Origin of the sequence: Paenibacillus sanguinis 2301083 = DSM 16941 (genome assembly GCF_000374825.1) — a bacterium.
GTDB classification, from domain to species: domain Bacteria; phylum Bacillota; class Bacilli; order Paenibacillales; family Paenibacillaceae; genus Fontibacillus; species Fontibacillus sanguinis.
On sequence record NZ_KB895386.1, the window covers coordinates 35,190 to 61,166 of the forward strand.

The following is a 25,977-nucleotide window of genomic DNA, read 5'->3' on the forward strand; positions in this document are numbered from 1 at the left end:
AAGCGGTTTCAAAATAATGAGGTAAAAGGGGCTGAAGACGTGTTCAAGAAAAAATGGACGGTATTTGTATTAACGTTGTGTCTGGCACTTATGACAGCTGGATGCGGAGCAGGCGGAGGAAATGCTGGTACAGGCAGTAGCAACACGGGAGGGTCAGACAGCGGTGGAAGTGAAGGGGACAAGGTCACAGTCACCTTCATGCATTTATGGCCTGCCGGCGTATCGGCTGGGCAGAACCGAATCGTAAATCAGATTATCGAAGAATTTCAGAAGGATAATCCTAATGTAGTAATCAAGCAGGAGGTACTGGATAACGAACAATACAAAAATAAATTGAAAGTGCTTTCAGCATCAAATGAACTGCCTGATGTCGGGGTAACCTGGGCCGCCGGATTTCTGACGCCTTATGTGGAAGGCAAGCTGTTTTCACCGGTTGATGACTTGCTCGGCGGAGAACTGAATGGAAAATTTGTAGCAGGTACGACCGAGGCATACTCCATTGAAGGCAATACTTATGCGCTTCCGCTGGAGTTTAATATTGCTCCGATTTATTATAACAAAGCTATTTTTGAACAGCTTGGTCTTGATATTCCCGGGACTTATGATGAGTTCAAGGCTGTTGTGAAAACGCTGTCGGATAATGGAATCGCACCGATTGCTTTGGGTAACAAGGATCGCTGGACCGGGTCGCTCTGGTATATGTACCTGGCTGATCGGATTGGTGGGCAGGAGCTTCTGGCTAAAGCAATTGCGGGAGCGGATTCGTTCAAGACTGAAGCGTTGGTTCAAGCGGCTACTGAAGTGCAGTCGCTGGTGGACAGCAATGCCTTTGTCAAGGGCTACAATGGCTTGTCCAACGAGGAGGCCAAATCCGAGTTCTTGAACGGCAAAGCTGCGATGTACATGATGGGAACCTGGGAGTTGCCGAACTTTACAACCAATGAGGACATTCCACAGGAGTTCCGTGATAGTGTTGGCTTCTTTAAATTCCCAACCGTTGATGGCGGCAAGGGCAACATTAACAGTTGGGTTGGTGGACCGGGAGTCGGATTATTTATCGCCGAGAACTCCGCAGTGAAGGAAGAGGCTAAAGCATTTGTCGAATACTTTGTGACCAAATGGGGGGAGCAATCTGTAACTGGCGCGGGCGTTATTCCAGCTACGAAGGTGGATACCGAGAAGCTTGAGCTTCCTCAATTGTATATCGATCTGTTTGACGAAATGAACCAGGCAAGCAGCATCACCTTGTTTGCAGACGTTCAAATGGAAGCCGGAGCAGCAGAAGCCCATCTGAATATGATTCAGGCTCTCTTCGGTAAAGCCGTAACTCCGGACAAATTTGCCGAAGAGCATGATGCGGCCATCTCCAAGGGGAATTAGCCTTTAAGCAGTCGAGGGCAGCAGGGCTACCCTTCTTCCGGCAACCCATGCCGAGGAAGGGTATTCTCATCCTGCTTGGCTCTGTAATGGAAAGGAGTGAAGACGCTTGGATAAAGTGATGTCAAATAAAAAAATCGTCGTGCTATACGTGCTGCCAGCGCTGCTTCTCATTCTGGCCATCGTATACATTCCGATTGTACTTACGGCTTATTATGGATTGCATGACTGGAACGGCATTGGCGCAATGACTTTTGTCGGACTGGCTCATTACCAGGAGTTGCTTACGGACGAAATGTTCTGGAGCAGTGCAGGACATTCTTTGCTGCTGGCCGTATTTTCCGCAATCAGTCTGATTATTTATCTTGTGGTGGCTATGGTGCTGGCTTCGAGAATCAAAGGGGCGAATATGTTCCGTAAAATTTACCTGATTCCGATGCTATTATCCTCGGTTGCCATTGCTCAGCTCTGGCTGCGGATGTACCATCCCACCAACGGGATCGTGAATTCGGTGCTGGAATCGCTGGGTGTTGTGAATCCTCCAGCTTGGCTGGCCGAACCTTCTATGGTGCTTTATGCGCTGTTTGTACCCATCCTGTGGCAGTATGCAGGCTTTTATATTTTGATCTACTATGCAGCCTTGAAGAATATTCCGGCGTCTTTGGAGGAAGCGGCCAAAATCGATGGCGCAAATGCGATGCAGGTCGCCTGGCGCATCAAGCTCCCTTTGATGATGGAGGTATTCAAGGTCACGATTGTACTCGCTGTGGTTGGTTCCTTGAAATATTTTGACCTGATTTATGTCATGACAGACGGAGGACCTAACGGGGCGAGCGAAGTCATGGCGTCGTATATGTACCGTCAGGCTTTCCGGGCTTACGACTTCGGATATGGCAGTGCTGTTGGCTTTTTCCTGCTTGTCATCTGTCTGGTGGCCACATGGGCGATCCGCAGAGCAACCGCAACCAAGGACAGAATTCAATATTCGTAAGGAGGGGGTCTATATGTTATCATCAACTGCGGGTCGGCTAGGAAAAGTAAAAGCGGGCTCCCGATCGCCGGCCGGAAAGCTTGGCTATTTATTATTGTACGTTGTGCTTGTTGTTGTAGCGGTCTTTCAGTTGTTTCCACTGGTGTGGCTGTTGCTCTTCTCGCTCAAGAACAACCAGGAGGTGTTTGATCTTCCTCCCCTGTCCCTGCCTGCGAATCCGCGCTGGGAAAACTACGAAAAGGTATGGAGTGCAGGCAATATCAGCGTCTATTTCCTGAACAGCGTATGGATTACCATCGCGGCAACGGTGTTAACGATCATTTTGGGAAGTCTCGTGACCTTTGCGATTACCCGTATGAAGTGGAAGGGCAGTTCTTTGGTACTGGGTCTGTTTATGGTGGCAATGATGATTCCGGTTCATTCCACACTCATTCCGTTGTTCAGTTTATTTAATCGAGTTGGATTGACCGATCATCCACTTTCCCTGGTTCTCTCGTATGCGGCGTTTAACCTGCCGGTTACCATGATGATACTGCTCGGCTTCTATTACTCGCTGCCCCGAGAGGTCGAGGAGGCTGCCGTCATGGATGGATGCTCGGTGAATCGTGTGTTTTTCCGAATTGTGCTGCCCATGACCGGCTCGGTGCTGGCCACGACAGCGATTATTAATATGATTTATAATTGGAACGAATTTATTTTCGTCAACACCTTTATCAGCTCGGATACACTCAAAACGCTAACGGTTGGTGTTCAGAACTTTATTGGGCAGTATACCACGGATTGGGGAGCCATCGGCGCGACGCTGATGATCAGCATTTTGCCCATTCTGCTCATGTTCCTGTTCTTGAGTGACCGGATTGTCGAAGGGATCGCTGCCGGCTCGGTTAAAGGCTGATAGCGAACAAAGCCCCCACGCCACAGCATTTTGTGGAGGTGGGGGCTTTGCTATGAATGAAATTATGAATGGCTGCGATAAATAAAGTAATCGAAATCGGCTGGCAAGCTGCGGCCGGATGTATCCTGACATTGCATTCCTACAAAAGCGCCGGTAAAGAATCCGCCGCTGCGAATATAGTCATCCGATAGCTTGTAGGATTCAAAAGCGACGGGCAGCTCTGTCCATTCCCTGGCATCAAACGAGTAGGAGTAGTGATAGGTATCCGCCTTAACGTCGACCCGAAGGTAGACGTATGGTATCTCGTCAGGAATCGGAACCTCCTGCCCATACAAAGGTTGCGAGAATTCGGAATTGTCACAAGATGACAGCTCCAGCACCCTTCCTTTCTCTTCATGCCAAGTGATCTGGCACGCCGTCCAGTGCTGCGTATTGTAGTAGTTCACAAGCCCGGCAGCTTGCTGGAAGGTATCCGGGCGGAAGTCCAGCTTCGTCTCTGCTGTGAAATGAAAATGCTCCCATCGTCTTGCAATAAATGCCTGTGTGAACTTCGATGTCAATGATTCCTTGCCGTACAAGCGCAGATGGCCCGGACGATCAGTTAATGACAAGATCCGGTCTCCCAGCGGGATACGCAGGCTCTGAAAATGAAGGTTGAGCTTGCTGCTGGCAAAATCATCCTTCTCCGGATAGTCCGGTCCCCAAGCTGCTTCCGGAATCCGAGGGCCCTCGATTTGAAGCGAAGGGGCATTGCCGCCTACAACATAAGGCCAGTCATTCTTCCATTCCAGACGCTGAATAGCAGTCTCTCTACCCAATGGGCAGTAGCCGCGTGGATCAAGCAACGGCTGGCCAGGTCTTGGCAGGGGTCTGCCAGTCAGGTGCACCAGGAACCATTCATCGGTATGTGTTCTGACGATCGAGGCGTGTCCGGCCTTCTGTAGCGGGTTCCTGGGAGCTGCAAAGGAAGAAATCAACGGATTATCCGGATGCACCTCATAAGGACCACGGAGTTGCTTGGATCTGGCGATGGTGGCTTGATGCTCATATTTCGTGCCGCCCTCGGCTGTCAGCAAATAATAATAGTCTCCGATTTTATACAGATGCGGTGCTTCCGTCAGTTTCACATCAGTTCCCTTGAAGATTACCTCGGTTTTGCCTACCAGCTTTTGCTCTTGATGGCTATATTCCTGCAGAACGATACCATAAAAATTATGATGGCCGCTGCGATGATCCCACATCATATTCACGAGATATTTCTTGCCATCCTCGTCATGAAAAAGAGAGGGGTCAAAGCCGGAGCTATTCAGAAATATGGGTTCTGACCACTCTCCATCAATGGCATCGCAGGTAACCAAATAGTTGTGGCAATCCTTCCAGCGTCCGTCGGTCACCTTCACATCGGTATAAATAAGCCAAAAAATACCGTCATGGTAAGAGAGCTGGGGAGCCCATACGCCGCCCGAATCGGGATTGCCAAGCATGTTTAACTGACTGAGCTTGTTCAAGGGACGGGATACGAGATGCCAGTGCTTCAGATCCTTGGAATGATAAATGCCGACCCCAGGAAACCATTCAAATGTAGATACCGCAATATAGTAGTCTTCGCCTGCGCGGCATATACTTGGGTCAGGGTTGAATCCGGTCAGAATCGGGTTGTGAATCATCGACATGATAGGTGGTCACTCCTTCAAATGAATAAGCATATTCTCTTGTGCCTTCACTTGTATAGTATCAATAAAGCTGCTGCTTTTCCCATATCCATACCAAGCCGTTATTTACCCAAATCAACTATTCATACTCTGGAACGGACCTCCTGACGCATAAACAGGACGTAGGAGAGGCCAAAGCATATCATGGTCGCCGCCAGAAGACCGGTGAGTTGAGGCCAGACCAGCAGCAGGCTTTGGCCTAGCGAAAGCGGACTGGCAATGGCGCCGACAAGCTGATCCATAGTGAGCGGCCCAAGCGAGCGAACACCTGGGGAGAGCATCGTAGTAATCGTCTCGGAGAATAGCTCCGTTGGCGATAGTCGGTTTAAGGCGAGCACCAGGTTCATTTGTCTCAACTGGGCGTCTGGCGTTGCCATTTGCGACACAGCGGTTGCGCTATCGATCATGTTGATAATCATACTGTAGAAAATGGTAAAAAACAGCCAGATCGAAATTGAGGATAACGCTGACGTAGCCGCTTGCCGAAAGCGGATGGAGAACAGGATCGACAAGCACAGCCAAAAGCCAACGTAGATAACGGCGATGAGCAGGAACAGGAGGATTCGTAAAAATTCCTCCGGCGTGGGCGGGTACCCGATCGTGAACAGGCCTAGCCCCATGACAAGGAAGCCCAACGAAAATACGACGCTGGCGATGATCGCTAAAGCTGATATGAATTTGGCCTTCAGGAAATCATCACGGTAAATGGGCTGGGACAACAGACGGCCCAGTGTCCCCTTGTTCCGTTCGGAGTTGACCGCATCAAAGCCCAGTGTGATTCCGATCAGCGGTCCCAGCCACGACAGGAACGTGGAGAAGGAAGGAACCGCCAAGGCAGAGCTGGTTAAGGTATACATTTTCAGAAACAGGAAGCTGTCCCCGCCAGAGCTGGCGGTATGATCTCCACTGCGGATCGCCGAAACGGCTGAATAAATCGAACCGATGCAGGCGAGAACGATGATGCCCATCAGGATGCCAAATCGCCAGCTATGCAGATGATCGCCGATCTCCTTTTGCACCATGACCCAGAAGGAGGAAGAGGAAGGCTTATCAGAGCGCTCCTGACCGGATGGGTCGCGCAATGCCGACCAAAGCTTGCGTAGTTTGATGGCAAGCTCCTGCGGGCGCCAAAGACTCTTGGGCGAATGCTTGGCGGTTGCTTTGTTCAGTGAATTCATTCCTCATCCCTCCTTTCAAAATAACGATGGTAGATATCGTCCAGACCATATTCCTTGCGGCGTATATAGGTCAATTCAGCTTCTCCATGAATGATTGCTTCGGCAATCTGGCCAGTCAGATCGGACTCGCAAGCAATCGTTGCGGTGATGCCGCGTTCTCGCTCTTCATCGCCCTCAGCGGGATAACGAATGGCCGTGACTCCATCCAGTGCGGCAATTTGCGCGGCCAGATTGTCCGACCAGCCTTTTGCCCCAACCTCTACATAGATGTTTCCATCCTCATCCAGTTGCTCGGAGAGGGAACGGATATCTCCGGCAGCAATCAGCCGCCCCTGAACGAACAGGCCAACGCGATCGCAAATCTGCTGCACTTGATGAAGATGGTGCGAGGACAACAGCACGGTCAGCTTCTCATCCCTGCTTAAAGCAGAGATTAACGAGAGCAGCTCTCGCACCCCCTCAGGGTCGATCCCCAGTGTAGGTTCATCCAGAATGATGACCTCGGGATTCTTGATCAACACATCGGCAAGCCCAAGCCGTTGTCTCATCCCGCGGGAGAAGGCGCCTACCTTTTTGCTTGCGCTTGCAGTCAGTCCGGTTTTGTCCAGCAGTGTATGAGCCCGCTGTATGGCCTCCTCCTCCGGAATGCCATTTAGCCTTGCTGTATAGACCAGATTGTCCAGGGCGGTCCGATCCTCATAGAAGCCGATATCGTCCGGAAGGTAGCCGACCTTGCGCTTGACCTTCAATGCTTCGCGGGTCGGGTCGAAGCCGCAGATTCTGGCGTAACCCGAGGTCGGCTCGGTCAAGCCAAGCATCATGAGGATCGTCGTCGTCTTGCCTGCTCCGTTTGGGCCAAGCAAGCCAAAGATTTCCCCGCGGCGTATGCTCAGATTCAAGTGGTCCACGGCGGTGGCCGTTCCGTATTGCTTGGTTAATTGCATGAGTTCGATTACAGGGCGATCATCCGGACCGCTCCCGTTGATGGTGGGCGTCATCCCGGCTTTCTTAAGCGTCATTATCTTCTACCGTATTTCCGAAACAGATAGTAAATGCCGCCGCATACCGCCAGTATGATGAGAACGCCCACCCATCCCCATAATACCGACGATTTCACCGTAACCCGCAAATCGGCGTTCGCGCTTTTATTCGCAGAGGAGGCCGTCAAGCTGACTACATAGTCTCCCGGCAGCGACTTTTTGCTCGATTTGATCGTCGCCTGCACCTGTTTGCTCTCCCCCGGAGCGATTGACGTAATGGACGAAGGATCAAAGGAAACCTCCCAATCGGTAGGGGCGGACGATGAGAAGGAAAGATCCTGAAGCTCGGCTGATCCGGTATTTTGCACAATGAAGGTCAGCTTGCGCTCGGAGCCAGCGCCGACATCTGTGCTGAGCACTTCGTTAACTGTGGTAAACTTCAAGTCATAGGTTCCCGTCACCACGGCCTCGATACTGGCGTTTGCTGTCGTTTCCCCGCTTGTGGCGGAGATCGGAATCTCGTAAGTGCCAGCCTTGATTTGCTCTGGTGGCTTGACTTCAATGGTAATCGTTTTTTCGGCATTAGGCTCAATTTCTACGGAGGTTACACTATTGCTGTCTGCTTTAAAGCGTACGTCCCAGCCCTGCTCGCTTTGAGCGCTTAGCGCATAGGTCTGCTTCTGAGTGGTGCGATTGCGCAGAACCGCACTGTACGTAAAGGTGGAATCGGAATGTCCCTCCATATTGGCCTGGTCGAGCGTCAATTCGGTCTTGAATGTTCCTTGCTCCGAGACGTTGACAGCGATGGGAAGGCTGGTTTGACCCGCCTTCAGCGTAAAGGCATATCTTCCTTTATTAATCTGCAAGGGCACATCCAGGTCCAGATTGAAGGATTGTGTCTCTCCCGCCTTGACAGCTAATCGGGAAATATTGCGTCCTCCGGCCGTTAATTCATATTGCCAGTCCTTGCTTGGCGTAGTCAGAGAAATATCGGCCGAGGCCGTGCTGCTGCCATGGTTCACCAGGTCGATGGAGTACGATACGGACTCTCCGGGTGCGGCGGACCATTCCAGATAAGGTGTAAACAATTCCAACGTTCCGGCTGCCGAAGCCCTGCCCGTGCCGGACAAGGCGCCGCCCAGCGTTATTGCCAGAATGAGCAGCATGGTTGCTGCCTTTCGATACGATTGAAGCATCTCTGTTTTCCCCCTAGCCTATTATTTTGGATTCATGAAGGATACGCACGAGCGGATGTTTTGGATTTATCACCTTCAAAATTTTTTTGGGGTTTTCAAATCGGACGTTTTTTGGTAAAACGGGAGGTAAATAAGAAGAGGAGAATGCTTGCGGGAGGGGACGGTATGGACCTGCAAAACGAAGAGATGACGAGGCGGCTGCAGGAGATGTGCGACGGCTCAGTACAGGCATTTGACGCGTTTTATGCCTGTTGCTCTCCTTTTATCATGCAGGTGGCCCTTCGTCTGGTCGGAGATCGGATGGAGGCCGAGGATATATGTCATGAAGTATTATTGGAGGTGCTGCGGCGAGGGCGGGATTATGACCCGAAGCGCGGCTCAATTAAGGCATGGCTTGCGGTGATGACGCGCAGCCGCAGCCTGGATCGCCTGCGGCGCCGATCGCGATTGGAGCTATCCGGCGACGAGGCTTGGTCCGGCACGGTCGCATCCGGCGCGGATTCAGAGGATGTGGCGATTTCCCGATTGGAGCGGGAGGCGCTGCGTACGGCAATTTTTACACTTCCGGAGCCGCAGAAGAAAGCGATTATGGGCTCCTATTTTGCGCTTCAGACCCAGCGGGAAATGGCTGAGGCCTGGAGCGTGCCGATTGGAACGGTCAAATCATGGGTCCGCTATGGCCTGAACAATCTTCGCAAGCAGTTGGAGAAGCAGGGCTGGGGAGAAGGGCTGGAAGGAGGAAGCGAGCATGAACGGATACACCGGAGTTGAATGGAAGCGGCGCAAGCAAGACCAGCGGCAGGAAGAACCATGGCGGATGCAGGAGGCTTGCATGTGCGGGTTTGCTGAGCAGGAGTGGGTCGATTGGCTGCTGGGCTCCCTGTCTGAGTCTAAGCGCGCGCAAATGGCTGAGCATCTGGATAGCTGTGCCGTTTGCCTGGAGCACAAGCAGCGCTGGGAAAATATTTTGAGGCCGGATACAGAGGATAAGGCGGAGCTTTTCTCAGGATTATCCGCAGGCCAAGCCGCGCCTTCAGGCTTCCCTTCGATCATGCAGGAGCAGGGGGCCAAAGAGAGCTTGGCCTTACCCTTGACAGTATCTGCGGAGGATGCTGCTGCTTCCCTTCCTTCCGAGCGCATCCGGCGCAGCTTGCGGCGCAAAGTCAGAGTTATTGGCTTGCAGCGCAAGGGCAGGCATATGCTTGACCAGCTTGTATTGCACCGAAGATGGCTGATACCGTTTGCGGCGGCGATCATGATCTTCATCGGGCTGGGTTTGGGGATGAGTCGTGTCAACGAGCCGTCCCTTCAATGGAACCGTTATGTGGAGGCTTATGAGCCGGAAGCATTGCCGGTTATGTCGAAGCCAGATTCGCTGTCGTATCCGATTGCCTGGGGCCGGATGCAGCCGGAGAGCGGCATGGTGTGGTATAATGCTGCATCTGGCGAAATGCTTATGCTGGTCGGCGGGCTTGTGCCCGAGAAGGACCAGACGGTTCGGGTATGGCTGGTTAGGGAAGGGACCCGCGACAGCCTGGGACTGCTGCAATATCATGCCAACCGGGCCCATCTGTATGTGAAGGATCGGCCGCTAACCCTTACCGATGCTCTGGAACTGACGATTGAACCGCCGGGAAGCGGCCTGGAGCCGAGTGCTGCGCCTCATGTGATTTCTCTTGATATATTGGGCAGGTAAGTCTTGAACAAAACGTGAACAGGATGCCCGCCAGAGGCGGTCTGAAGCGGGAACAGCCGAATGAGGTTTCGGGGTCACAGGCTTTATGACAGGGAGGATTGCTGAATGGATCAGCTTGTTTTTATAGGCACCGGGGACGCCATGGGAGTTCCAAGGGTGTATTGCGAATGTAAGGTTTGTATGGAAGCCCGAAGCACTGGATTGAATCGGCGTTATCGTTCTTCTGTAGCAGTTGAAGGGGAGGAAGGAGCTTTTCTCATCGATTGCGGACCGGACTGGCGAAGTGGTATGGAGCGTCGAGGCAGACGATTTGCCGAGCATATTCTGATTACCCATGCCCATTTTGACCACATTGGCGGACTGCCCGAATGGGCAGATGCTTGCCGCTGGCTGAGAAGGCGTGGCCAATTATATGCGCCGGGCGAAGTGATGGACACCATCATCAGGCAGTATCCATGGCTTTCCGGACAACTTGACCTGCATTCGCTGGATGAAGAGGGCTGTCAATTGGCAGGCTGGGACATTCGCGGATGGAAGGTGTTCCATGGAAAAAATGGATTTTCTTATGCTTATCGGTTGGAGAAACCGGGGTATGCCTGGGTGTATTGCTCCGACTCTATCGCTTTGCCTGAGGCACAAAAGAAGCCGCTCCATGACCTGAATTTATTGGTGCTGGGGACGAGCTTCTATCGGGAGAAGGCAGAGTTTGCCACTCGCTCCGTTTACGATGTAGTAGAAGCGCTGGAGCTGCTTGACGAGGTTCGGCCGGCCCGGACCTTGTTCACCCATATGTCGCATGATATTGATCTCCGCTGTAATTACGAGCTGCCGGGCGGCGTGGGATTTGCTACGAGCGGGCTAACCATCTCGCTGCACAATTAATTAAGATTGCATTCGTTAGAAGCGCGTATCCTTTGCAGGAAGTTGTTCGTTTACATAGTGTTAGACATTAAAGCAAGGCATATATGCAAGATCAATCAGGAACCAACAAAGGGGGGCCCCCATATGGCCTTTGTGAAGTCCGTGGATTGCAGAAGCAACAAACCACATGTTAACAGTAAACAGGTTGACCCTTATAAAAAGTTCGGTAAGGCTAACTATACGGTGGAACAAAGTATTGAACGTGTGTTGCCGAGCCTGCTGAGTCCTCTGTACGCTTATTGTCTGTCCCTGACAGGTTCAGCCTGGGAAGCGGAGGATCTGGTTCAGGATACCTGTGTGAAGGCTTTGACTTCTTCGGCAATGCGGACATCCGGTGCGAAGCAGGAAATGAACTGGGAGGCTTATATTATCCGTATTGCACGCAATACGTGGATTGACACCATACGGAAGCGAGAAAGGCTGGCTTCCAAACTGGATAGCCTGAAACCGTTTATGCAAGAGTTTGCCGAGGAAGAGAGACTTGAGGAGATGGAGTCTGCTGTTCAAATCCTCATTCATAGGCTGCCGCCATGGCAGCGAGCAATATATGTATTGCGTGATTTAATGGGTTACACGACGGCAGAGACAGCGGAGATGCTGGATACCTCGCAAGGAGCGGTCAAAGCTGCCTTGAATCGTGCCCGGTCTGCCCTGAGTCAGGTCAGACGCAGTCGTGAGGAAGCGGGCGACGAAGAGGCGGGTGAATTAGGTGAAGATTCACAAGATACAGAGCAGCTGCGAAGCTATTTAATGGCTTTTCGCAGCGGGGACACCGCTCGTCTGATTGAATTGTGTCTGAATTGCGCCGATGATCCTATGGCCGTGGCGGGAACCATTATCAAGCAGTCTTTACCGTCCCAATCAATGCGGCCGATGGTGTATAGAGATTCCTCCTGTTCCAGCATGTCATTGGGAGGGGGGAGCTCGGTCAGCCTGGCTGCCTAAGAGTGTGGTGAACTAGTTGCCGGAAGGCCGATATGGAACTGAAACAGCGAGTGTAAGCCTATATCGGCTGTAGGCACTTTATGGTTCACGACGCTTCTAAAAAGGGAGGCAAAGTAAATGAACCATGTACCTTATGTCGTTGAACAGACAGCCCGCGGCGAGCGGAGCTATGATATTTATTCGCGTTTGCTGAAGGATCGAATCATTATGGTGTCGGGAGAAATCGAGGACCAGATGGCGAATGCGATCGTAGCGCAGCTATTGTTTCTGACCGCCGAGGACCCGGAGAAGGATATCCAGATGTATATCAACTGTCCTGGTGGATCCGTAACCGCCGGATTCTCTATCTATGACACTATGCAATTTGTACAGCCGGACATTTCAACGATTTGCACAGGCATGGCGGCGAGTTTTGGCACGATCCTGCTGGTTGGTGGAGCCAAAGGGAAGCGCCTCGCTCTGCCAAACAGTGAAATTATGATCCATCAACCCCATGGGGGGACGCGAGGGCAGGCCTCGGATATGCTGATTCACGCGAACCGGATCATTCAACATCGCCAGCGGCTCAATATGCTGCTAGCCGACCATACGGGACAACCGCTTGAGCGTATTGAGAAGGATTCAGATCGAGACTATTTCCTGACCGCAGAGGAAGCGGTAGAGTATGGACTGGTGGATAAGGTCATATCTGCTGCTGAATAAACAGCCCTGGCATTTCAGAATAGGAAGGAACCCTGCAAGGTCCGGAAGGTCATTTGAACTTCCGGGCCTTTTGAGTTTGCTCATTTAACTTAAGGCATAGATGCAGACAAATTCATAAGCCGGTTCATCCCTTCACGGATTTGCTGCTCGTGGGCATAAGAGAAGGACAAACGCAGCTTGCGGCTCGAGGCAGCCGAAGGATCAAATACCGTTCCAGGTGCAAAAGCAACGGAATGTTCTATACACCGGTGAAGCAAACGGCCTGTATCTATGCCTTCCGGTAGCTCTACCCAGATGTTGAGTCCACCTTCAGGCTGGGTCCAAGTCCAGTTGGTCTTTTGCAGGCATTGTTCCATGATTCCCATTCTTAATTGTAGGGCCGTACGGAGCTTGGACAAGTGCTGATGCATGCGCGAAGATTGAAAATAACGTAGAAAGAGCTTCTGGTTCAGAAGAGGCGACCCATTATCCGCTAATGCTTTTACCGCCCGCAATCCGGGCATAAACCGGGGATGGCATATAATGGCCGCAATTCGCAGACCAGGTACAACGTACTTGCTATAGCTGCGAATATAGAGCGCTTGTCCTGTTGTATCATACGTAAAAATCGGTGCCGGGGGTTTCTTTTTAAAGTAAATGTCATAGGTGCTGTCGTCTTCGACGAGAAAGCAGCCATATTGCTCTGCCATTTCCGGCAATTGCTTTCGCTGTTCCGCTGGGATTTTCATACCGGTTGGATTCTGAAAGGTTGGCGTCATGTAAAAAAGACGTGGCTTCTCTGTCCTCATCAGATGCTCAATCTGCTCGAGATCATAACCCTGCGGATGAATATTCGTAAAAATCAGGCGCGCTCCCTGTTTACGGAAAATTTCCATCGCCGGCCCGTAGGTTGGACTTTCCATCAGGACACGGTCACCGGCTCTGATCAGGCTTCGGGAGATCAGATCAATGGCCTGCTGTGCGCCCGAGGTAATAAGCACTTCTTCGGCCGAAATATAGAACCGCTCCTTCAGTGTGAGATGGCTTGCTAGCGCACTGCGCAGTTCCGGATCACCCTGAATGGTAGAGTATGTTCCAAGCAGCCGGGGGTAGTGATCCAGCAAATCCCGCATGAGTTCCCCCCAGTATCGGTTGGGCAATAAGGCTGGATCGATCAATGACTTGGAAAACTGGTATTCCGCCTCAAGAGATTGCACGTGAGCCAGGGAATCTCCATGCAGCCAGATGGAGACTGCCGGATCATCTGCCTGGTCTGCCACAGACGAAGGGGAGGCAGGGCTGACATAATAACCGGACTTGTCCATGACGTATACGATCCCACGTTCCTTTAATGCCTGATAAGCTTTAAAAACCGTAAGCCGATGCACGCCAGCCTGCTTGGACAGACTTCGCACTGATGGAAGTCTATCATGTTCTCCCCACTCTCCCGCCTCGATACGCACCATGAGATTATGAGCCACCTGTTCATATAGCTTGAGGCTGCTATCTGTCATTAACATGGTTTTACTCACCCCACTCACACTCCTTTGAACTCTATTGTAGCAGCAAACCAATAAATCTGTTCTGTTTTATTCAATCTGTTCTATGGATGATGGGATATGATAGAGAGCAGATAAAGGAGTGATGAACCATGGTAGCAGCAGCATTTGCGGTTATGTGTCTTATTTTTGGAACCACGTTTCTGGCGATTAAAATTGGAGTGGAGGCAGGCATGCCGCCATTTTTATCGGCCGGATTGCGCTTTGTGATGGCAGGCGCCTTAATGTTTGCATGGATGTGGATGCAAGGAAAGGTTAAGCTGTCCCTGCTCTGGCGAAAAGAAATGCTTCTGACCGGAGCCGGGCTGACTTTCGGTACGTTTGCCGCCTTATATTGGGCTGAGCAACATGTAAGCTCTGGCGTCGGGGCTATCCTGTCGGCAACAGGCCCATTGATGATTATGGTCATGCAGACAGCTTTGCTACGGCAGAAGGCGTCTGCCCGCATGATTGCAGGTTGTCTTATCGGTTTTGGGGGAGTGGTGCTGGTTGTTCTGCCGGGTTTAACCATGGGCGGAAGCTCCTTGTGGCTATGGGGCTGTATCGCTGTTCTTGCTGGAGAGGTATGCTATTCGGCCGGTGCGCTTTACTCGAAAAAGGTGATAAGCCAGTTCAAGGAAACGAACCCTGTGGCACTTAATGCGGTGCAGATGATGTATGGAGGTGTGTTGTTATGTGGGCTTTCGCTCATGACGGAGCCATGGAATACAACTGCGCATAATTCGGGTCCAGCCATCCTGTCGCTGATCTACTTGACCGTGATCGGTTCGATGGTTGGCCATAGCCTGTTCTACTGGATTATGTCACGTACCGATCCGTTGTTCCCCGCAACCTGGCTGTATATCTCTCCTCCGATTGCGGTCGGACTTGGAGCGGCGGTATATCACGAGCATGTAAGCTGGATCACCTGGATCGGCGTTCTGCTTATTATTTCCGGCTTGCTGGCGATGAATGAGAATGTGGGGAGCTGGTTGAAAAAAGGAAAACAATCCAGTTCAATGGTTTGAAATTTCAATGGCTGATGCTCCTCAAATCAGGAACAGCCTTGGCAGCGAGTCAAGTCACTGCCAAGGCTGTTATCTGTTTTTGGATCATAAAAATGCGTTAAATGTATTACTCCGCACCCAGCACAAATTTCTCAATCACATGCTTGACGCCATCCTCATTGTTGCTCAAGGTCACATAATCTGCGATGTCCTTGAGCGCTGGGATCGCATTGGCCATAGCGACGCCAAGGCCGGCGGCTTCCAGCATTTCGTGGTCGTTCCACGAATCGCCAATGGCAATGGTTTGGGAGAGATCGCAGCCGAAGTGGCCGGCCAGGAATTTCAGGGCATGACCCTTGGTGCCTTCCTTGTGCATGATCTCCAGGAAGTTTGGCTTGGATTTGGTCACATGGACTCCCTCTCCCAATAGCTCGCGGATTTCCGGAGCAATTTGGTCCAGGTAATCCGGCTCGTCGATAATGAGCATTTTAGGGGTTGGCTGGGCAACAAGCTTGGAGAAGTCCGGCTCTACATAATAAGCCGTTCCATTGAGAGTGGTATAGTCGATAAGCTTCTGATTCTCCTCACGGGCATACAGCTTGTCATCAATATAGGTTTGCAGATGTAGATTCCGCTGGATGCAGTATTCAAACAGCTTGTGGGCGGCATCCTGCGGCATATAGCGTTCATACAGCACCTTCTCGTCCAGCAGGTTCTTGACCAGGGCGCCTTGATAGGTAATAATCGGCACATTGAGGCCGGTTTGGCGAGCGATGGCCTGTGCTGAAGCATAGGCCCGACCCGTCGCCAAGGTAACAACGACGCCTTGGGCAACCGCTTGCTCCAGGGCCTGCTGCGTGGCAGGAGTCACCTCTCTGTTGTCGTTAATCAGCGTGTCGTCGATATCGATGGCAATCAGTTTGTACAATTTTCTCTCTCCCTTTTGTTATCCAAATATTATTATTCTTCAAGAAACACCAGGCTGATAAAATCATCGAACTCCAGGTTCCCGAAGTAATGTTTAACGTCGAGATTAGCCAGCGCTTCCTTGACGGCAGTCTCTTCGTATTTAATGCCTCTAAGCTTGTCCTCGATATCAGCAACGTCGCCTATGCCGAAGAAATCACCATAAATCTTGATCTCCTGAATGTATCCGTCCTTGAGATTCATCCGCAAGTCGATGATGCCTACCGGGAATTTTTTGGCATGCTTCACATTGCTCTCCGGAGACAATCCATAGTTCCAATCCCAATTCTTGTAGCGCTGCCGGGAAATTTCATGAATTTTAGTCCAGTCCGCTTCGGTCAGCTTATACTGTGGGACGGCCTGCGGCTCCATGCCAAAGATGTGGCGCAGCAATTCGCTGCGGAACTCTTCAATAGTCATGTCTTGCTCCAGAAAATCAACGATGTTGGCTACCCGGCTGCGGACCGATTTTGTGCTTTTGGATTTAAATTTCTCCGGGTTGGCATGAAGCGAGGCTTGGACGTCCTCCAGATTCAGATTGAACATCAGCGTGCCGTGGCTGAACATCCGTCCGCGGGTAGCAAACTGCGCATTGCCGGAAATCTTCTGTTCGCCAACCTGAAGGTCATTGCGTCCCGTCATTTCGGCATTGACCCCCAAGGACTTAAGCGCCTGAACGACGGGCTCCGTAAACTTGCGGAAATTATGGAAGGATTGTCCGTCATCCTTCGTGATGAAGCTGAAATTCAGGTTGCCCAGATCATGATATACGGCTCCGCCTCCGGATAACCGGCGCACAACCTGGATGCCGTGCTCCTTTACATATTCCTGGTTAATCTCTTCGATCGTATTCTGATGCTTGCCAATAATGATGGATGGTGCATTAATGTAGAACAACAGGTAGCTGTCATCCTCCAAAGGCAAATGCCGCAGGGCATACTCTTCGATAGCCAAATTAACGGATGCATCCGTAATTCCTTCGTTATCAATGAACAACATGGTTCTCATCCTCCTGTCTGTACTTTCAAATCTGATCATAAAGCTCCGATATGTAGATGTACTTGCTCACTCTTATTGTAAACCAATTGGCCTGGAAACCAAAGAGAAAAGGTCTGCCCGCAGCCTGTTATTGACTTGAAGGGAGCGAAAACTTCATAATGGGGGCATTGAAGCTTGCTGTGCGGCGAGGCTGTATTTATCAATGGAAGAGGGATTGTCATGAATTTGGAAATATACGGGCATGGGGGAGACTTGCTTACGGCTTCGGCTCGTTATGGGGTAGACGAGCGGCAGGTCACGGACTTTAGCGCCAATATCAATCCGCTGGGACCGCCCCCGGGGCTGCTAAAGAGGTTGGGGGAGGCTCTGGCGAGCATTGTGCGCTACCCGGACCCTGGTCACCGCAGATTGGTTGCTCTGCTGGCGGAGCGTCACCGGGTGGAGCCGGACTGCATCGTGGTTGGTAACGGTGCGGCGGAGAATATGGCATTGGCCTTGTTGGGCCTGGCCCCTGGCAAGGTGGGGATTGTGGAGCCTTGCTTCTCTGAATATCGCACTCTGGCTGAGCAGTTTGGCTGCCTTGTATGCTCGGCCTATGGCCGAGAGGATCGGCAATTCCGGGCGGAACCGGATGAGATAGAGCGGCTGATTCGGGAGACGGATTTGATCTTTATCGGTCAGCCCAACAATCCGAACGGCGTGCCATATTCGCTGGACGAGCTGCGTCAATTTGCTATGGCGGGGGAGCGATATCACACTTATGTGGTTATGGATGAAGCCTTTATTGACTTTATTCCTTCGGAGCAGCGCTGCACCTTGCTGGCAGAATTACCGGCTTACCCGCATCTGATTCTGATTCGTTCGATGACCAAGTTTTACGCTATTCCAGGGTTAAGGCTGGGCTATGCACTGGCAAGTCCCGAGGTCGCTGGTCAGATGCGGGCGGTGCAGGTAACCTGGAGCGTGAATTCGCTGGCCCTGGCTGCCGGAGAATTTTGTCTGGGTATCAGCGGAGACTACGAACGAGCTACGCTGGCGCTGGTAGAACAGCAGCGAGACTGGCTGCGCCGGGAGCTTGACGAGCTGGACTGTCTGACTTGGCCAAGCCAGGCTAATTTCTTGCTTGTAAGGCTGCCGAAGCCATGGACTGCCCTTGCCATGCAGGAAGCCTTGGGGCGGCGGTCAGTGCTGGTGCGCAGCTGTGCAATGTACGCTGGCTTGACGGAGCGGGATATCCGGGTCGCCGTGAAGGGGGAAGCCGCTTGCCGCCAGTTCATTCAGGAGATGAAGGAAGTCATGGGGGGAACGGGAAGATGACAACACCATTTTTGGAGGTACAGCCGGGGGCAATTTATCATTCCCGGGTATGGCCGGGGCTGCGGCTGAGTTATGGGGAGCGGCATTTGCTGCTGGAGGCTCTCGAGCAACTGGACGGGCTGGGCAGCGCCGTATTTGGCGGCGGGAGCGGCGCAATCAAGCGGATGGTCAACATTTACGTGGACCGCTTCTATCGCTGCGAAAATCCGGTGCGGGATATTGCCGAACTGCTGCGGGGATGGGGATATCCTGCCGAGGGCACGGCCGGATTATTGACGGCCGTGCAGCTTCGCCGCGCTGCGGTAGCTGAGGAGCGCAGCGAGGGTTTTGCCGTCTTCTGCTGCGCGACGGCAGGGGTGTCGAACGCCGCGCGCGCAGGCGTTCGGCGGACGACGTTCCCGGCCTCCTGGACGCCGGGAACGATTAATGTGCTGCTGGCCGTAGATGGACGGCTGACGCCGTCCGCGATGGTCAATGCCGTGATCACGGCGACCGAGGCCAAGACGGCCGCGCTGGGCGATCTCGGCGTATGCGACGCCGAGAATGGGCTCCCGGCCACCGGCACCACGACCGATGCGGTCATGCTTGGCGTGAGTCAGCGGGCCACCTGGCCGCTGCTGCATGCCTATGCAGGGACCGCCACGGACCTGGGCGGCATGGTGGGCCGCCTGGTCTACGCCGCCGTGAGCGAATCGCTGCGTGCTGGCGCAGCGGGAGCGCGCGGTTGATGGCGGCGTGGTGGGTGCTGCCGGTCGCGTACTTGCTCGACCGGCTGCTTGGCGATCCGCGCTGGCTCCCCCACCCTGTGGTGGGGATGGGCAAGGCGATCGCCGCGCTGGAGGCGGCCATCCGCCGCCTCGTCCCTGCCCGCCACTACCGCGTGGCGGGCGTGCTGCTGCCGCTGCTTGTCGCTGGCGGCAGCTTTGCTGTGACCTGGACGCTGCTGCGCCTGCTGGCCCAGGTCAGCCCATGGCTGGCGGCCGCTGTGGAGGCCGCCCTGATCTGGACGACGATCGCTGCCAAGGGCTTGCGCGATGCGGGGCAGGACGTGGCCGGACACCTGCTGCGCGGTGACCTGCCTGCCGCCCGCCGCGCGCTGGGCATGATCGTCGGCCGGGATACGGCGCACCTGGATGCGCCGGAGACCGTGCGCGGCGCCGTGGAGACCGTCGCCGAGAATATCGTCGACGCCGTCGTGTCGCCGCTGATGTTCGCCCTGCTGGGCGGCGCTCCGCTGGCGATGGCTTACCGGGCGATCAACACCCTCGACTCGATGGTCGGCTACAAGAACGACAAGTACATCGATCTCGGCTGGGCCTCCGCCCGGTTGGACGATATCGCCAATTACATTCCGGCTCGCTTCACCGCTGCGCTGCTATCCGCGGCTGCCGCGGGGCTGCGGCTTGACGCCCGAGGAGCCTGGCGTGCCGTGCGGCGCGATGCCTCTGGCCATCCCAGCCCAAACAGCGGCTTCCCGGAGGCGGCGGTAGCCGGCGCACTGGGCGTGCGGCTGGGTGGGGAGAACAGCTATCATGGCGTAACCTCGTTCCGGGCTTATATGGGCGACAAGACGAGAGAGCTTGAGCCGGAAGATGTGAAGAGAACGTCCAGGCTGATGTTTTGGGTGGCCAATGCATTGGTTATTTTGGGAACACTGGCGTTGTTGGGCATGGAAATTCGCTAGAAGCCTCCAAACGGAGTTGGAGCAGACCAACGGAGCTAAGCAAACCAATTGAACTGAAAATGTGGTGACAAATAGCGGGGAACTGGTATGGAGCTAGCTAGAACGGCGAATGGGGGAGCGGTGGTCCTTCAGCTTGGCTCGAAGTTGCACGGTTTTGAAGCTAAACTATCATGATTTTGAGCTAACCATATCGAGGTAAAATAGAGCTACTCGGAGTATCTTCAGCATCGCTGAGATTTTTAAATTAATGGAAAAAGTCCCGCTAATTAACGGATGATATGGCATGAGAGGTACTTTATAGGGAATATGTCATGCTAATATCTGTAAAATACCCAATTTAAGAAAAAACAGCCAAAATAGCAGGAGGATTTCCAGTTAAATTCGATATTTGAGCGAAATTGGTGGAAATAGCGGGAGTATCTCCTGTAATCATAAATTTTGCGGACTTGCTAGGGTGAATATTGTAGCATCATCCGCAAGCGGAGTTCCCACACTAGTCTTCGGGCCCTTGATAGTTCAATATGTTTTAAATAGCAATGAGGTTAAAAGTGAGGTTAAAAGTGAAATTAAAAGTAAGATTAAAAGTAAGATTACCCCTGCGTACAATGTAAGAAAAACAGGAGGTGGAAAGATGGCGGCAACGGTAGAATGGTGGCTGGTACGGCATGGGGTGACTGCTTGGAACCACGAACGCCGCTATCAGGGGCATAGTGATATTCCGTTATTAGCTGGAGCGGAAGCTGGGCTGGAAGGGTTAGAGCGGGAACTGGATGGAGTCGACTTCGAGGCAGTCTACGTCAGTGATCTACGGCGCTGTCGCGAAACGCTGGCAACTGCCAGACCTGATTTAATTGAAATCATGCAGCCAGACCCCCGCTTGCGGGAACTGAATTTCGGTCATTGGGAAGGCTGCACGTATGAGCAACTGAAGGATAACGAGACTTATCGGGCCTGGATTGATCAGCCGCAAGCCGTGACCCCGCCGGAAGGGGAATCCTGGCAAGAATTCGAGATGAGGGTGACCGACCTGTACGCCGAGCTTCTGACCATCTCGGAGACATTGGTGAGGGAAAGACGAGAGACGGTTAAGCCTGCATTGTTGCTCCATAGTCCTTTACATTTACCCTCAGACAGCCTGAGCCTGTGTTCCTCTAAGCCGGTTCATGGCTTCGATAAGCCCCCGACGACCACAGGGGCTGATTCTCAGGAGCCAGCGGGAAATTCCCCCGCGCGACTGTTGATAATAACCCATGGCGGGGTGATTGCAAAGCTTTGCTCACTTGTCCAGCCGGAGCTTGATTTCTGGGATACCCGGGTGGCACCTGGAGGCCTGCGGCGACTTAGCCTTGCCCTATAGAAAAGCAGTGAACAAAGTGGGCGGAGGGCCAAGCGTGATGTGCAAGTCGCCAGCGTGTCCGCCGTGAAACTGAAACTAGCGAATATAAGCTAACCAGCTACAGGTTCAACGTGTTTATCCCATCTTATGAAGCATGGAGCGATCTGGAATTTGTATCTGGTATGGTGCTGAAACAGTGAGCTTGATCCAAAACAACCCCTAGTCCCTTTTTTCAACCTGTTCATTAATTCTATCCACCAAGCTGCCAAACTCTGCATTTGCGCAGGTTTAAGGCTGGGGTACGATCCGAATATCTACGAAAGTGTAAAGCAACAGAATAACGAGAGCAGCAATGAGAGCAGTAGATAAAATACCTTTCCACAACGATCTTCTTATTCCGTATTTCTATATGTCGGATATGTTCTTGACTGCTTCGCCTGAGCCGGATTGCGTTCAGCGTGATTGCCGGACAGCTCCCCGGCCATGGGTTCTAGCTCGGCTTGGCATTCCGCACAATCGGCCAGATGTTCCTCTTCCTATCCCCGCAGCATACCCCATCCTGATACAAGGGCAGCAAGCCGCGGATGACCTCGCATGATACTTTCATTCCATCGCTTCCTAGAGTTGTTTTTTTGCCCTGTAAAAATCAGCCTGTCCCACTTATCGCTCTTCCCGCACAACTCACCGATTTGCATGAAGGGCAACTCGCCAAACCCCCTTAAAGTAAATACTTTCTTAATGGCAAGCACTGATTTCGGCTCTGAGCCTAAATTCATCGTATTATATTACTTTGACAAGAACGTATGTTCGCAATATAATTACTGACATAAGGGAGGATGCGGGAATGGACGTTTATGACAAGCTGACGATACTAGCCGATTCGGCCAAATATGATGCCTCTTGCTCTTCAAGTGGGGTGGAACGGAGCGGAGGAAATGGAAGCTCCGCAGGCAATACGGTAGCTTCGGGGATTTGCCACAGCTTCGCGGCGGACGGACGATGTATTTCCTTGTTGAAGGTACTGTTAACTAACGGCTGTATATATGATTGCAAATATTGCGTTAACCGCAGATCTAATGATACGCAGCGGGCGATGTTTACACCTGAGGAACTGGCGGAGCTGACGATGAACTTTTACCGCCGTAACTATATCGAGGGATTGTTTCTCAGCTCAGGTATTATGCGAAATCCGGATTATACCACAGAGCAGTTGATTCGGGTGCTGGAACTGCTGCGGAGAACCTACCATTTTCGCGGATATATTCATGTCAAGGCGATTCCGGGAGCCGATCCGGCGTTAATCTCCCGGCTTGGTCTGCTGGCAGACCGGATGAGTGTAAATATTGAGCTGCCCTCTCAGGATAGCTTGCTCCGGCTCGCCCCTGACAAGAATAAGACGGATATCCTGGGGCCGATGACGGCCATACGCCAGGGCATTCGTGAAAATAGTACGGATGTGGTCAAATATCGTCATGCGCCCCGTTTTGTACCCGGCGGGCAGAGCACGCAGATGATTGTTGGAGCGACACCGGACAGCGATTTGAGCATTCTGAAGCTGACCGAAGCGTTATACAGGAATTATGAGTTGAAGCGGGTTTATTATTCTGCTTATACCCCGGTAGCCGAGCATGCCCTGTTGCCGTCCATCGACAGCAAGCCCCCGTTGCTGCGGGAGCATCGCTTATATCAGGCGGATTGGCTGCTGCGGTTCTATGGTTTTGAGGCGAAGGAACTGCTTGACGAGGGTATGCCTAACTTTAATCTGATGATGGATCCTAAATGCCATTGGGCGATCCGGCATATCGAGCATTTTCCCGTGGAGGTGAACAAGGCGTCTTATGAAACCCTGCTGCGCGTGCCGGGCATCGGCGTAAGAAGTGCCAAGCGAATCGTGGCTGCGCGCCGAACGGGAAGCCTGGATTTTCATGGATTGAAGAAGCTGGGGGTAGTGCTGAAGCGCGCGCAATATTTCATAACGTGCTCGGGGCGGCGATTGGAAGGGCTTAAGGTGAACGAGAGCACCATTTTAAGGTCGCTGCTGTCCGGCAAGGAGATCGAGATGTATCTGCCCCGGCCAAAGGTAGAACAGCTATCCCTATTCAATGAAACAGAGCTGGCAGACACAGGCTCAAGGGGAAAGGAACAAACGTCATGGCTGCTTGGTTAACGGAGGCGGCCTATGGCTATGACGGAAGCTTTGACGGCTTGCTTAGCTGCGTGTTCGATAGCTATGAGCGGAAGGAGGAGCTAGTGGATATCTGCTCGGCGGCTGACCCGCAGTATACGTTGTTTCAAACCCGCTTTGTCGAGACCTCTGCGGAGAAGGCAGCGAGGGTCTACAAGGGGATTGCCCAGAAGATATCCCCAGCGGCCCAGGAGCTGGTACGGCGAGGCTTTCTGACCTGTGATCCGCAGAAGGATTTGCTGATTTACCGCTTTCTGCGATTAGGCTTTGCCAAAGGGAACGCAGTTATGGGGATGCTGACTGATCCTGTGGTGTATCGGCTGCACAAAGCAGTGCATCACTTGAATACGGAGACTCATGCCTTGACAGGATTTGTCCGCTTTTCGGTTTATGATGAAGTGCTTGTCTCGGTCATTGAACCCAAGAATTATGTTCTCCCACTGCTAGCCCCCCATTTCTGCGACCGTTACAGCCAGGAGATGTTCCTGATTCACGATAAAACGCATGGACAGGCGCTGGTGCATCGTCCGGTACAGAGGGAAGCCTGGCACACCGAGCTTATAGAGCTTGACGAGCTGACACTGCCAGCAGCCGGGGAAGAGGAACGGCTATATCGCCGTTTGTGGAAGCGGTTCTACAATACAATAGCGATTCGCGAACGCTTGAACCCTCGCGGACAAATGTCGCATATGCCCAAGAGATACTGGGGGCAATTAACGGAGATGCAACAAGAGCAGTCTGCTAGTCCGGGGAAGATTTTTGTGTCCCAGCCTGAAGAATCACAACGGCTACCCGGCAGCTTTAAGCAAGATAGATAAATGGTTGGTTAAGGTTGCAAATTGAATATCGATGCGTAACGAAGTAACCTTCTGCCAAGAGAGGTCATAAGCAAGACAAGACGGGCTGTCTGGTATAACAATAAAATCTGGTACAATAAGGGTAATCCGGTGATCAGACAGAGAAATCCGGTAGCCAAGCCATTGTTGCAGAGGGGAAGGCGGACAGCTTGAATCGGATTCAACAGCAGGAGCCCGTTTATATCTATCCGTATGTCAGCCATGAGAATGAACGTGAGCTATGCCATATGGAGCTTCGGGCGCTCTTTGGTGGTTTTAACGCAGAGCTGCCTTATATTGAAAGTGCGCGGCGGATTGCACCTAACCGGAGCCCGTTTATCTCCTTGCGGCTGGATGTACTGTTCGCCAGGACTCGGCTGGAGGACCTCATGGTGCAGGTGGCAGCCTTGTCCCTGGGGGCTTCAACGTTCAAGGTTGTGTACCTGAAATGTGGACTAAGCTGCACTTATGAAGAGCAGAGAGAGGCAGAGCGTCAGATCGGCGGCTGTATACGGGGAAAGGCCGATATGGAGCATCCGGATGTGACCTTCGGCTTGCTAGCCAGCAAGGAAGGATGGACGCTGGGTATTTGCCGTGCAGCCAATCCGGTATGGTTGGCTCATAAGCATAAACCCCATAATTACTCAACGGGGCTGACAACGGTGACCGCCAGGGCATTGGTGAACATCGCTTTACCTGACCCACAAGGTCTAAAGGCTATAGATCCTTGCTGTGGTATGGGCAATGTGCTGATTGAGGCGTTATCGATGGGCGTGGATATCGTTGGTCGTGATATTAACCCGGTTGCGGTACGCGGGGCCAGAGGCAATCTTCGTCATTTCGGTTACGAGGATACCGGAATTGTTGCCATTCAGGATTTGAAGGAGCTTCAAGGGGAATATGCAGCGGCTATCGTTGATCTTCCCTATAACCTTTGTTCGGTGCTTCCTCCAGAGGAGCGAAGACAGATGCTGGATAGCATACGCCGAATTAGCCACCGTGCAGTCATCGTTTCGATTGAGCTGTTGGAGGAAGAGCTCAGGGCTGCCGGATTTAGCATTATGGATCGTTGTGTAGTCATGAAGGGGAAGTTTGCACGCCGTATCTGGCTGGTTCAGCGATAGGATGCAGGTTGTCAGCACCTAGCTTTTCCCCTATAATCCAATAGAGAAGAAGGCCTTTAAGAGGATGTCGCCTTTAAGACAAGTGAACAATCGTACCGTAGGTCCCGATGCTGCCTTAGCGCAAAGCCAAGTGAAGTTCGGGTTAAAAGGGAAGCCGGTGCAATTCCGGCACGGTCCCGCCACTGTAAACAGGGACGAGCTCACTATAGCCACTGTCTGCCGCTAGACGGGAGATGGGAAGGCGAGCATCGTCGGCACCTGTAAGTCAGGAGACCTGCCACGGGAATTGAATGACGGTCCTTCGAGGAAAGGATAACGTTCTGCCAAGACACCCATGCCTATAGCGATTGTTGTGGCCACGCCACCTTTGCCTGGCATGACTTTGTAGACGTAGCCCACCCGATTTGGAGTGG

At 52.5% G+C, this 25,977-nt stretch carries 23 protein-coding genes and 1 riboswitch; of the genes, 16 read left to right on the forward strand and 7 right to left on the reverse strand.

The features are described 5' to 3' along the window. The first annotated feature begins 39 nt into the window (after positions 1-39). The 3 genes from C557_RS0116350 (at position 40) to C557_RS0116360 (ending at position 3,263) form a co-directional block, all read left to right on the forward strand. The gene (locus C557_RS0116350) at positions 40-1,380 is read left to right on the forward strand and encodes an extracellular solute-binding protein (RefSeq protein ID WP_018752969.1); all 1,341 of its coding nucleotides are present in this window, start codon (positions 40-42) and stop codon (positions 1,378-1,380) included. Between the two features lie 106 nt (positions 1,381-1,486). Continuing rightward, positions 1,487-2,368, forward strand: a complete 882-nt coding sequence (locus tag C557_RS0116355) for a carbohydrate ABC transporter permease (RefSeq protein WP_018752970.1) — start codon at positions 1,487-1,489, stop codon at positions 2,366-2,368. 13 nt (positions 2,369-2,381) lie between these two features. Continuing rightward, positions 2,382-3,263 (forward strand): carbohydrate ABC transporter permease, encoded by an 882-nt coding sequence (locus tag C557_RS0116360; protein WP_018752971.1) that lies wholly within the window; start codon positions 2,382-2,384, stop codon positions 3,261-3,263. A gap of 62 nt (positions 3,264-3,325) precedes the next feature. Here the strand turns inward: C557_RS0116360 and C557_RS0116365 are convergent, their stop codons facing one another. The 4 genes from C557_RS0116365 to C557_RS0116380 all read right to left on the reverse strand — a co-directional run bounded on the left by C557_RS0116365 (position 3,326) and on the right by C557_RS0116380 (position 8,329). Next, positions 3,326-4,936, reverse strand: coding sequence for a glycoside hydrolase family 43 protein (locus tag C557_RS0116365; protein WP_018752972.1), 1,611 nt, complete (start codon positions 4,934-4,936; stop codon positions 3,326-3,328). 122 nt (positions 4,937-5,058) lie between these two features. Beyond that, a complete protein-coding gene (locus C557_RS0116370) occupies positions 5,059-6,153 on the reverse strand; it encodes an ABC transporter permease (protein WP_018752973.1) in 1,095 nt (364 codons plus the stop codon). Beyond that, positions 6,150-7,151 carry an ABC transporter ATP-binding protein gene (locus C557_RS0116375; RefSeq protein WP_051082466.1) on the reverse strand — a complete coding sequence of 334 codons (1,002 nt, stop codon included), beginning with the start codon at positions 7,149-7,151 and terminating at the stop codon, positions 6,150-6,152. Before C557_RS0116375 ends, C557_RS0116370 begins: the two co-directional genes overlap by 4 nt. 20 nt (positions 7,152-7,171) lie before the next feature. After that, positions 7,172-8,329, reverse strand: coding sequence for a COG1470 family protein (locus C557_RS0116380; RefSeq protein ID WP_018752975.1), 1,158 nt, complete (start codon positions 8,327-8,329; stop codon positions 7,172-7,174). Between the two features lie 165 nt (positions 8,330-8,494). Here C557_RS0116380 and C557_RS0116385 point away from each other — a divergent pair, with 165 nt between their 5' ends. The 5 genes from C557_RS0116385 to clpP all read left to right on the forward strand — a co-directional run bounded on the left by C557_RS0116385 (position 8,495) and on the right by clpP (position 12,593). Next, complete coding sequence (locus C557_RS0116385; protein WP_018752976.1) at positions 8,495-9,100, forward strand: RNA polymerase sigma factor; 606 nt, start codon at positions 8,495-8,497, stop codon at positions 9,098-9,100. After that, positions 9,078-10,025, forward strand: coding sequence for an anti-sigma factor (locus C557_RS0116390; protein ID WP_018752977.1), 948 nt, complete (start codon positions 9,078-9,080; stop codon positions 10,023-10,025). Before C557_RS0116385 ends, C557_RS0116390 begins: the two co-directional genes overlap by 23 nt. Before the next feature lie 105 nt (positions 10,026-10,130). Then, positions 10,131-10,907 carry an MBL fold metallo-hydrolase gene (locus tag C557_RS0116395; RefSeq protein ID WP_018752978.1) on the forward strand — a complete coding sequence of 259 codons (777 nt, stop codon included), beginning with the start codon at positions 10,131-10,133 and terminating at the stop codon, positions 10,905-10,907. Between the two features lie 123 nt (positions 10,908-11,030). Beyond that, on the forward strand, positions 11,031-11,891 hold the full coding sequence (locus tag C557_RS0116400; protein ID WP_018752979.1) for an RNA polymerase sigma factor: 861 nt from the start codon (positions 11,031-11,033) through the stop codon (positions 11,889-11,891). A 117-nt stretch (positions 11,892-12,008) separates the two neighbouring features. After that, a complete protein-coding gene (clpP, locus tag C557_RS0116405; protein ID WP_018752980.1) occupies positions 12,009-12,593 on the forward strand; it encodes an ATP-dependent Clp endopeptidase proteolytic subunit ClpP in 585 nt (194 codons plus the stop codon). A gap of 89 nt (positions 12,594-12,682) precedes the next feature. Here the strand turns inward: clpP and C557_RS0116410 are convergent, their stop codons facing one another. Beyond that, positions 12,683-14,104, reverse strand: a complete 1,422-nt coding sequence (locus C557_RS0116410; protein ID WP_018752981.1) for an aminotransferase-like domain-containing protein — start codon at positions 14,102-14,104, stop codon at positions 12,683-12,685. Between the two features lie 119 nt (positions 14,105-14,223). Between C557_RS0116410 and C557_RS0116415 the strand changes: the two genes are divergently transcribed. Beyond that, entirely contained in the window at positions 14,224-15,138 is a 915-nt protein-coding gene (locus C557_RS0116415) for a DMT family transporter (RefSeq protein WP_018752982.1), read from the forward strand. A gap of 106 nt (positions 15,139-15,244) precedes the next feature. On the opposite strand, the gene C557_RS0116420 is transcribed toward C557_RS0116415, so the two are convergent. Both C557_RS0116420 and C557_RS0116425 read right to left on the reverse strand, forming a co-directional pair. Beyond that, a complete protein-coding gene (locus C557_RS0116420) occupies positions 15,245-16,045 on the reverse strand; it encodes a Cof-type HAD-IIB family hydrolase (RefSeq protein WP_018752983.1) in 801 nt (266 codons plus the stop codon). 32 nt (positions 16,046-16,077) lie between these two features. Then, the gene (locus C557_RS0116425) at positions 16,078-17,082 is read right to left on the reverse strand and encodes a lipoate--protein ligase (protein WP_018752984.1); all 1,005 of its coding nucleotides are present in this window, start codon (positions 17,080-17,082) and stop codon (positions 16,078-16,080) included. A 219-nt stretch (positions 17,083-17,301) separates the two neighbouring features. Between C557_RS0116425 and C557_RS0116430 the strand changes: the two genes are divergently transcribed. The 7 genes from C557_RS0116430 (at position 17,302) to C557_RS0116465 (ending at position 25,564) form a co-directional block, all read left to right on the forward strand. Beyond that, positions 17,302-18,399, forward strand: coding sequence for a pyridoxal phosphate-dependent aminotransferase (locus C557_RS0116430; protein WP_040677199.1), 1,098 nt, complete (start codon positions 17,302-17,304; stop codon positions 18,397-18,399). Continuing rightward, positions 18,396-19,127, forward strand: a complete 732-nt coding sequence (locus C557_RS0116435) for an adenosylcobinamide amidohydrolase (RefSeq protein WP_018752986.1) — start codon at positions 18,396-18,398, stop codon at positions 19,125-19,127. The genes C557_RS0116430 and C557_RS0116435 overlap by 4 nt, the downstream gene beginning before the upstream one ends. Then, positions 19,127-20,083 (forward strand): adenosylcobinamide-phosphate synthase CbiB, encoded by a 957-nt coding sequence (gene cbiB / locus C557_RS0116440; RefSeq protein WP_018752987.1) that lies wholly within the window; start codon positions 19,127-19,129, stop codon positions 20,081-20,083. The genes C557_RS0116435 and cbiB overlap by 1 nt, the downstream gene beginning before the upstream one ends. Positions 20,084-20,714: 631 nt before the next feature. Beyond that, the gene (locus C557_RS0116445) at positions 20,715-21,440 is read left to right on the forward strand and encodes a histidine phosphatase family protein (protein ID WP_018752988.1); all 726 of its coding nucleotides are present in this window, start codon (positions 20,715-20,717) and stop codon (positions 21,438-21,440) included. Positions 21,441-22,263: 823 nt separating this feature from the next. After that, a complete protein-coding gene (locus C557_RS23685) occupies positions 22,264-23,586 on the forward strand; it encodes a putative DNA modification/repair radical SAM protein (RefSeq protein ID WP_018752989.1) in 1,323 nt (440 codons plus the stop codon). Further along, on the forward strand, positions 23,571-24,422 hold the full coding sequence (locus tag C557_RS0116460) for a TIGR03915 family putative DNA repair protein (RefSeq protein WP_018752990.1): 852 nt from the start codon (positions 23,571-23,573) through the stop codon (positions 24,420-24,422). The genes C557_RS23685 and C557_RS0116460 overlap by 16 nt, the downstream gene beginning before the upstream one ends. Before the next feature lie 188 nt (positions 24,423-24,610). Then, complete coding sequence (locus tag C557_RS0116465; RefSeq protein ID WP_018752991.1) at positions 24,611-25,564, forward strand: TRM11 family SAM-dependent methyltransferase; 954 nt, start codon at positions 24,611-24,613, stop codon at positions 25,562-25,564. Between the two features lie 82 nt (positions 25,565-25,646). Continuing rightward, positions 25,647-25,860: riboswitch (cobalamin riboswitch) on the forward strand. The last annotated feature ends 117 nt before the right edge of the window (positions 25,861-25,977 follow it).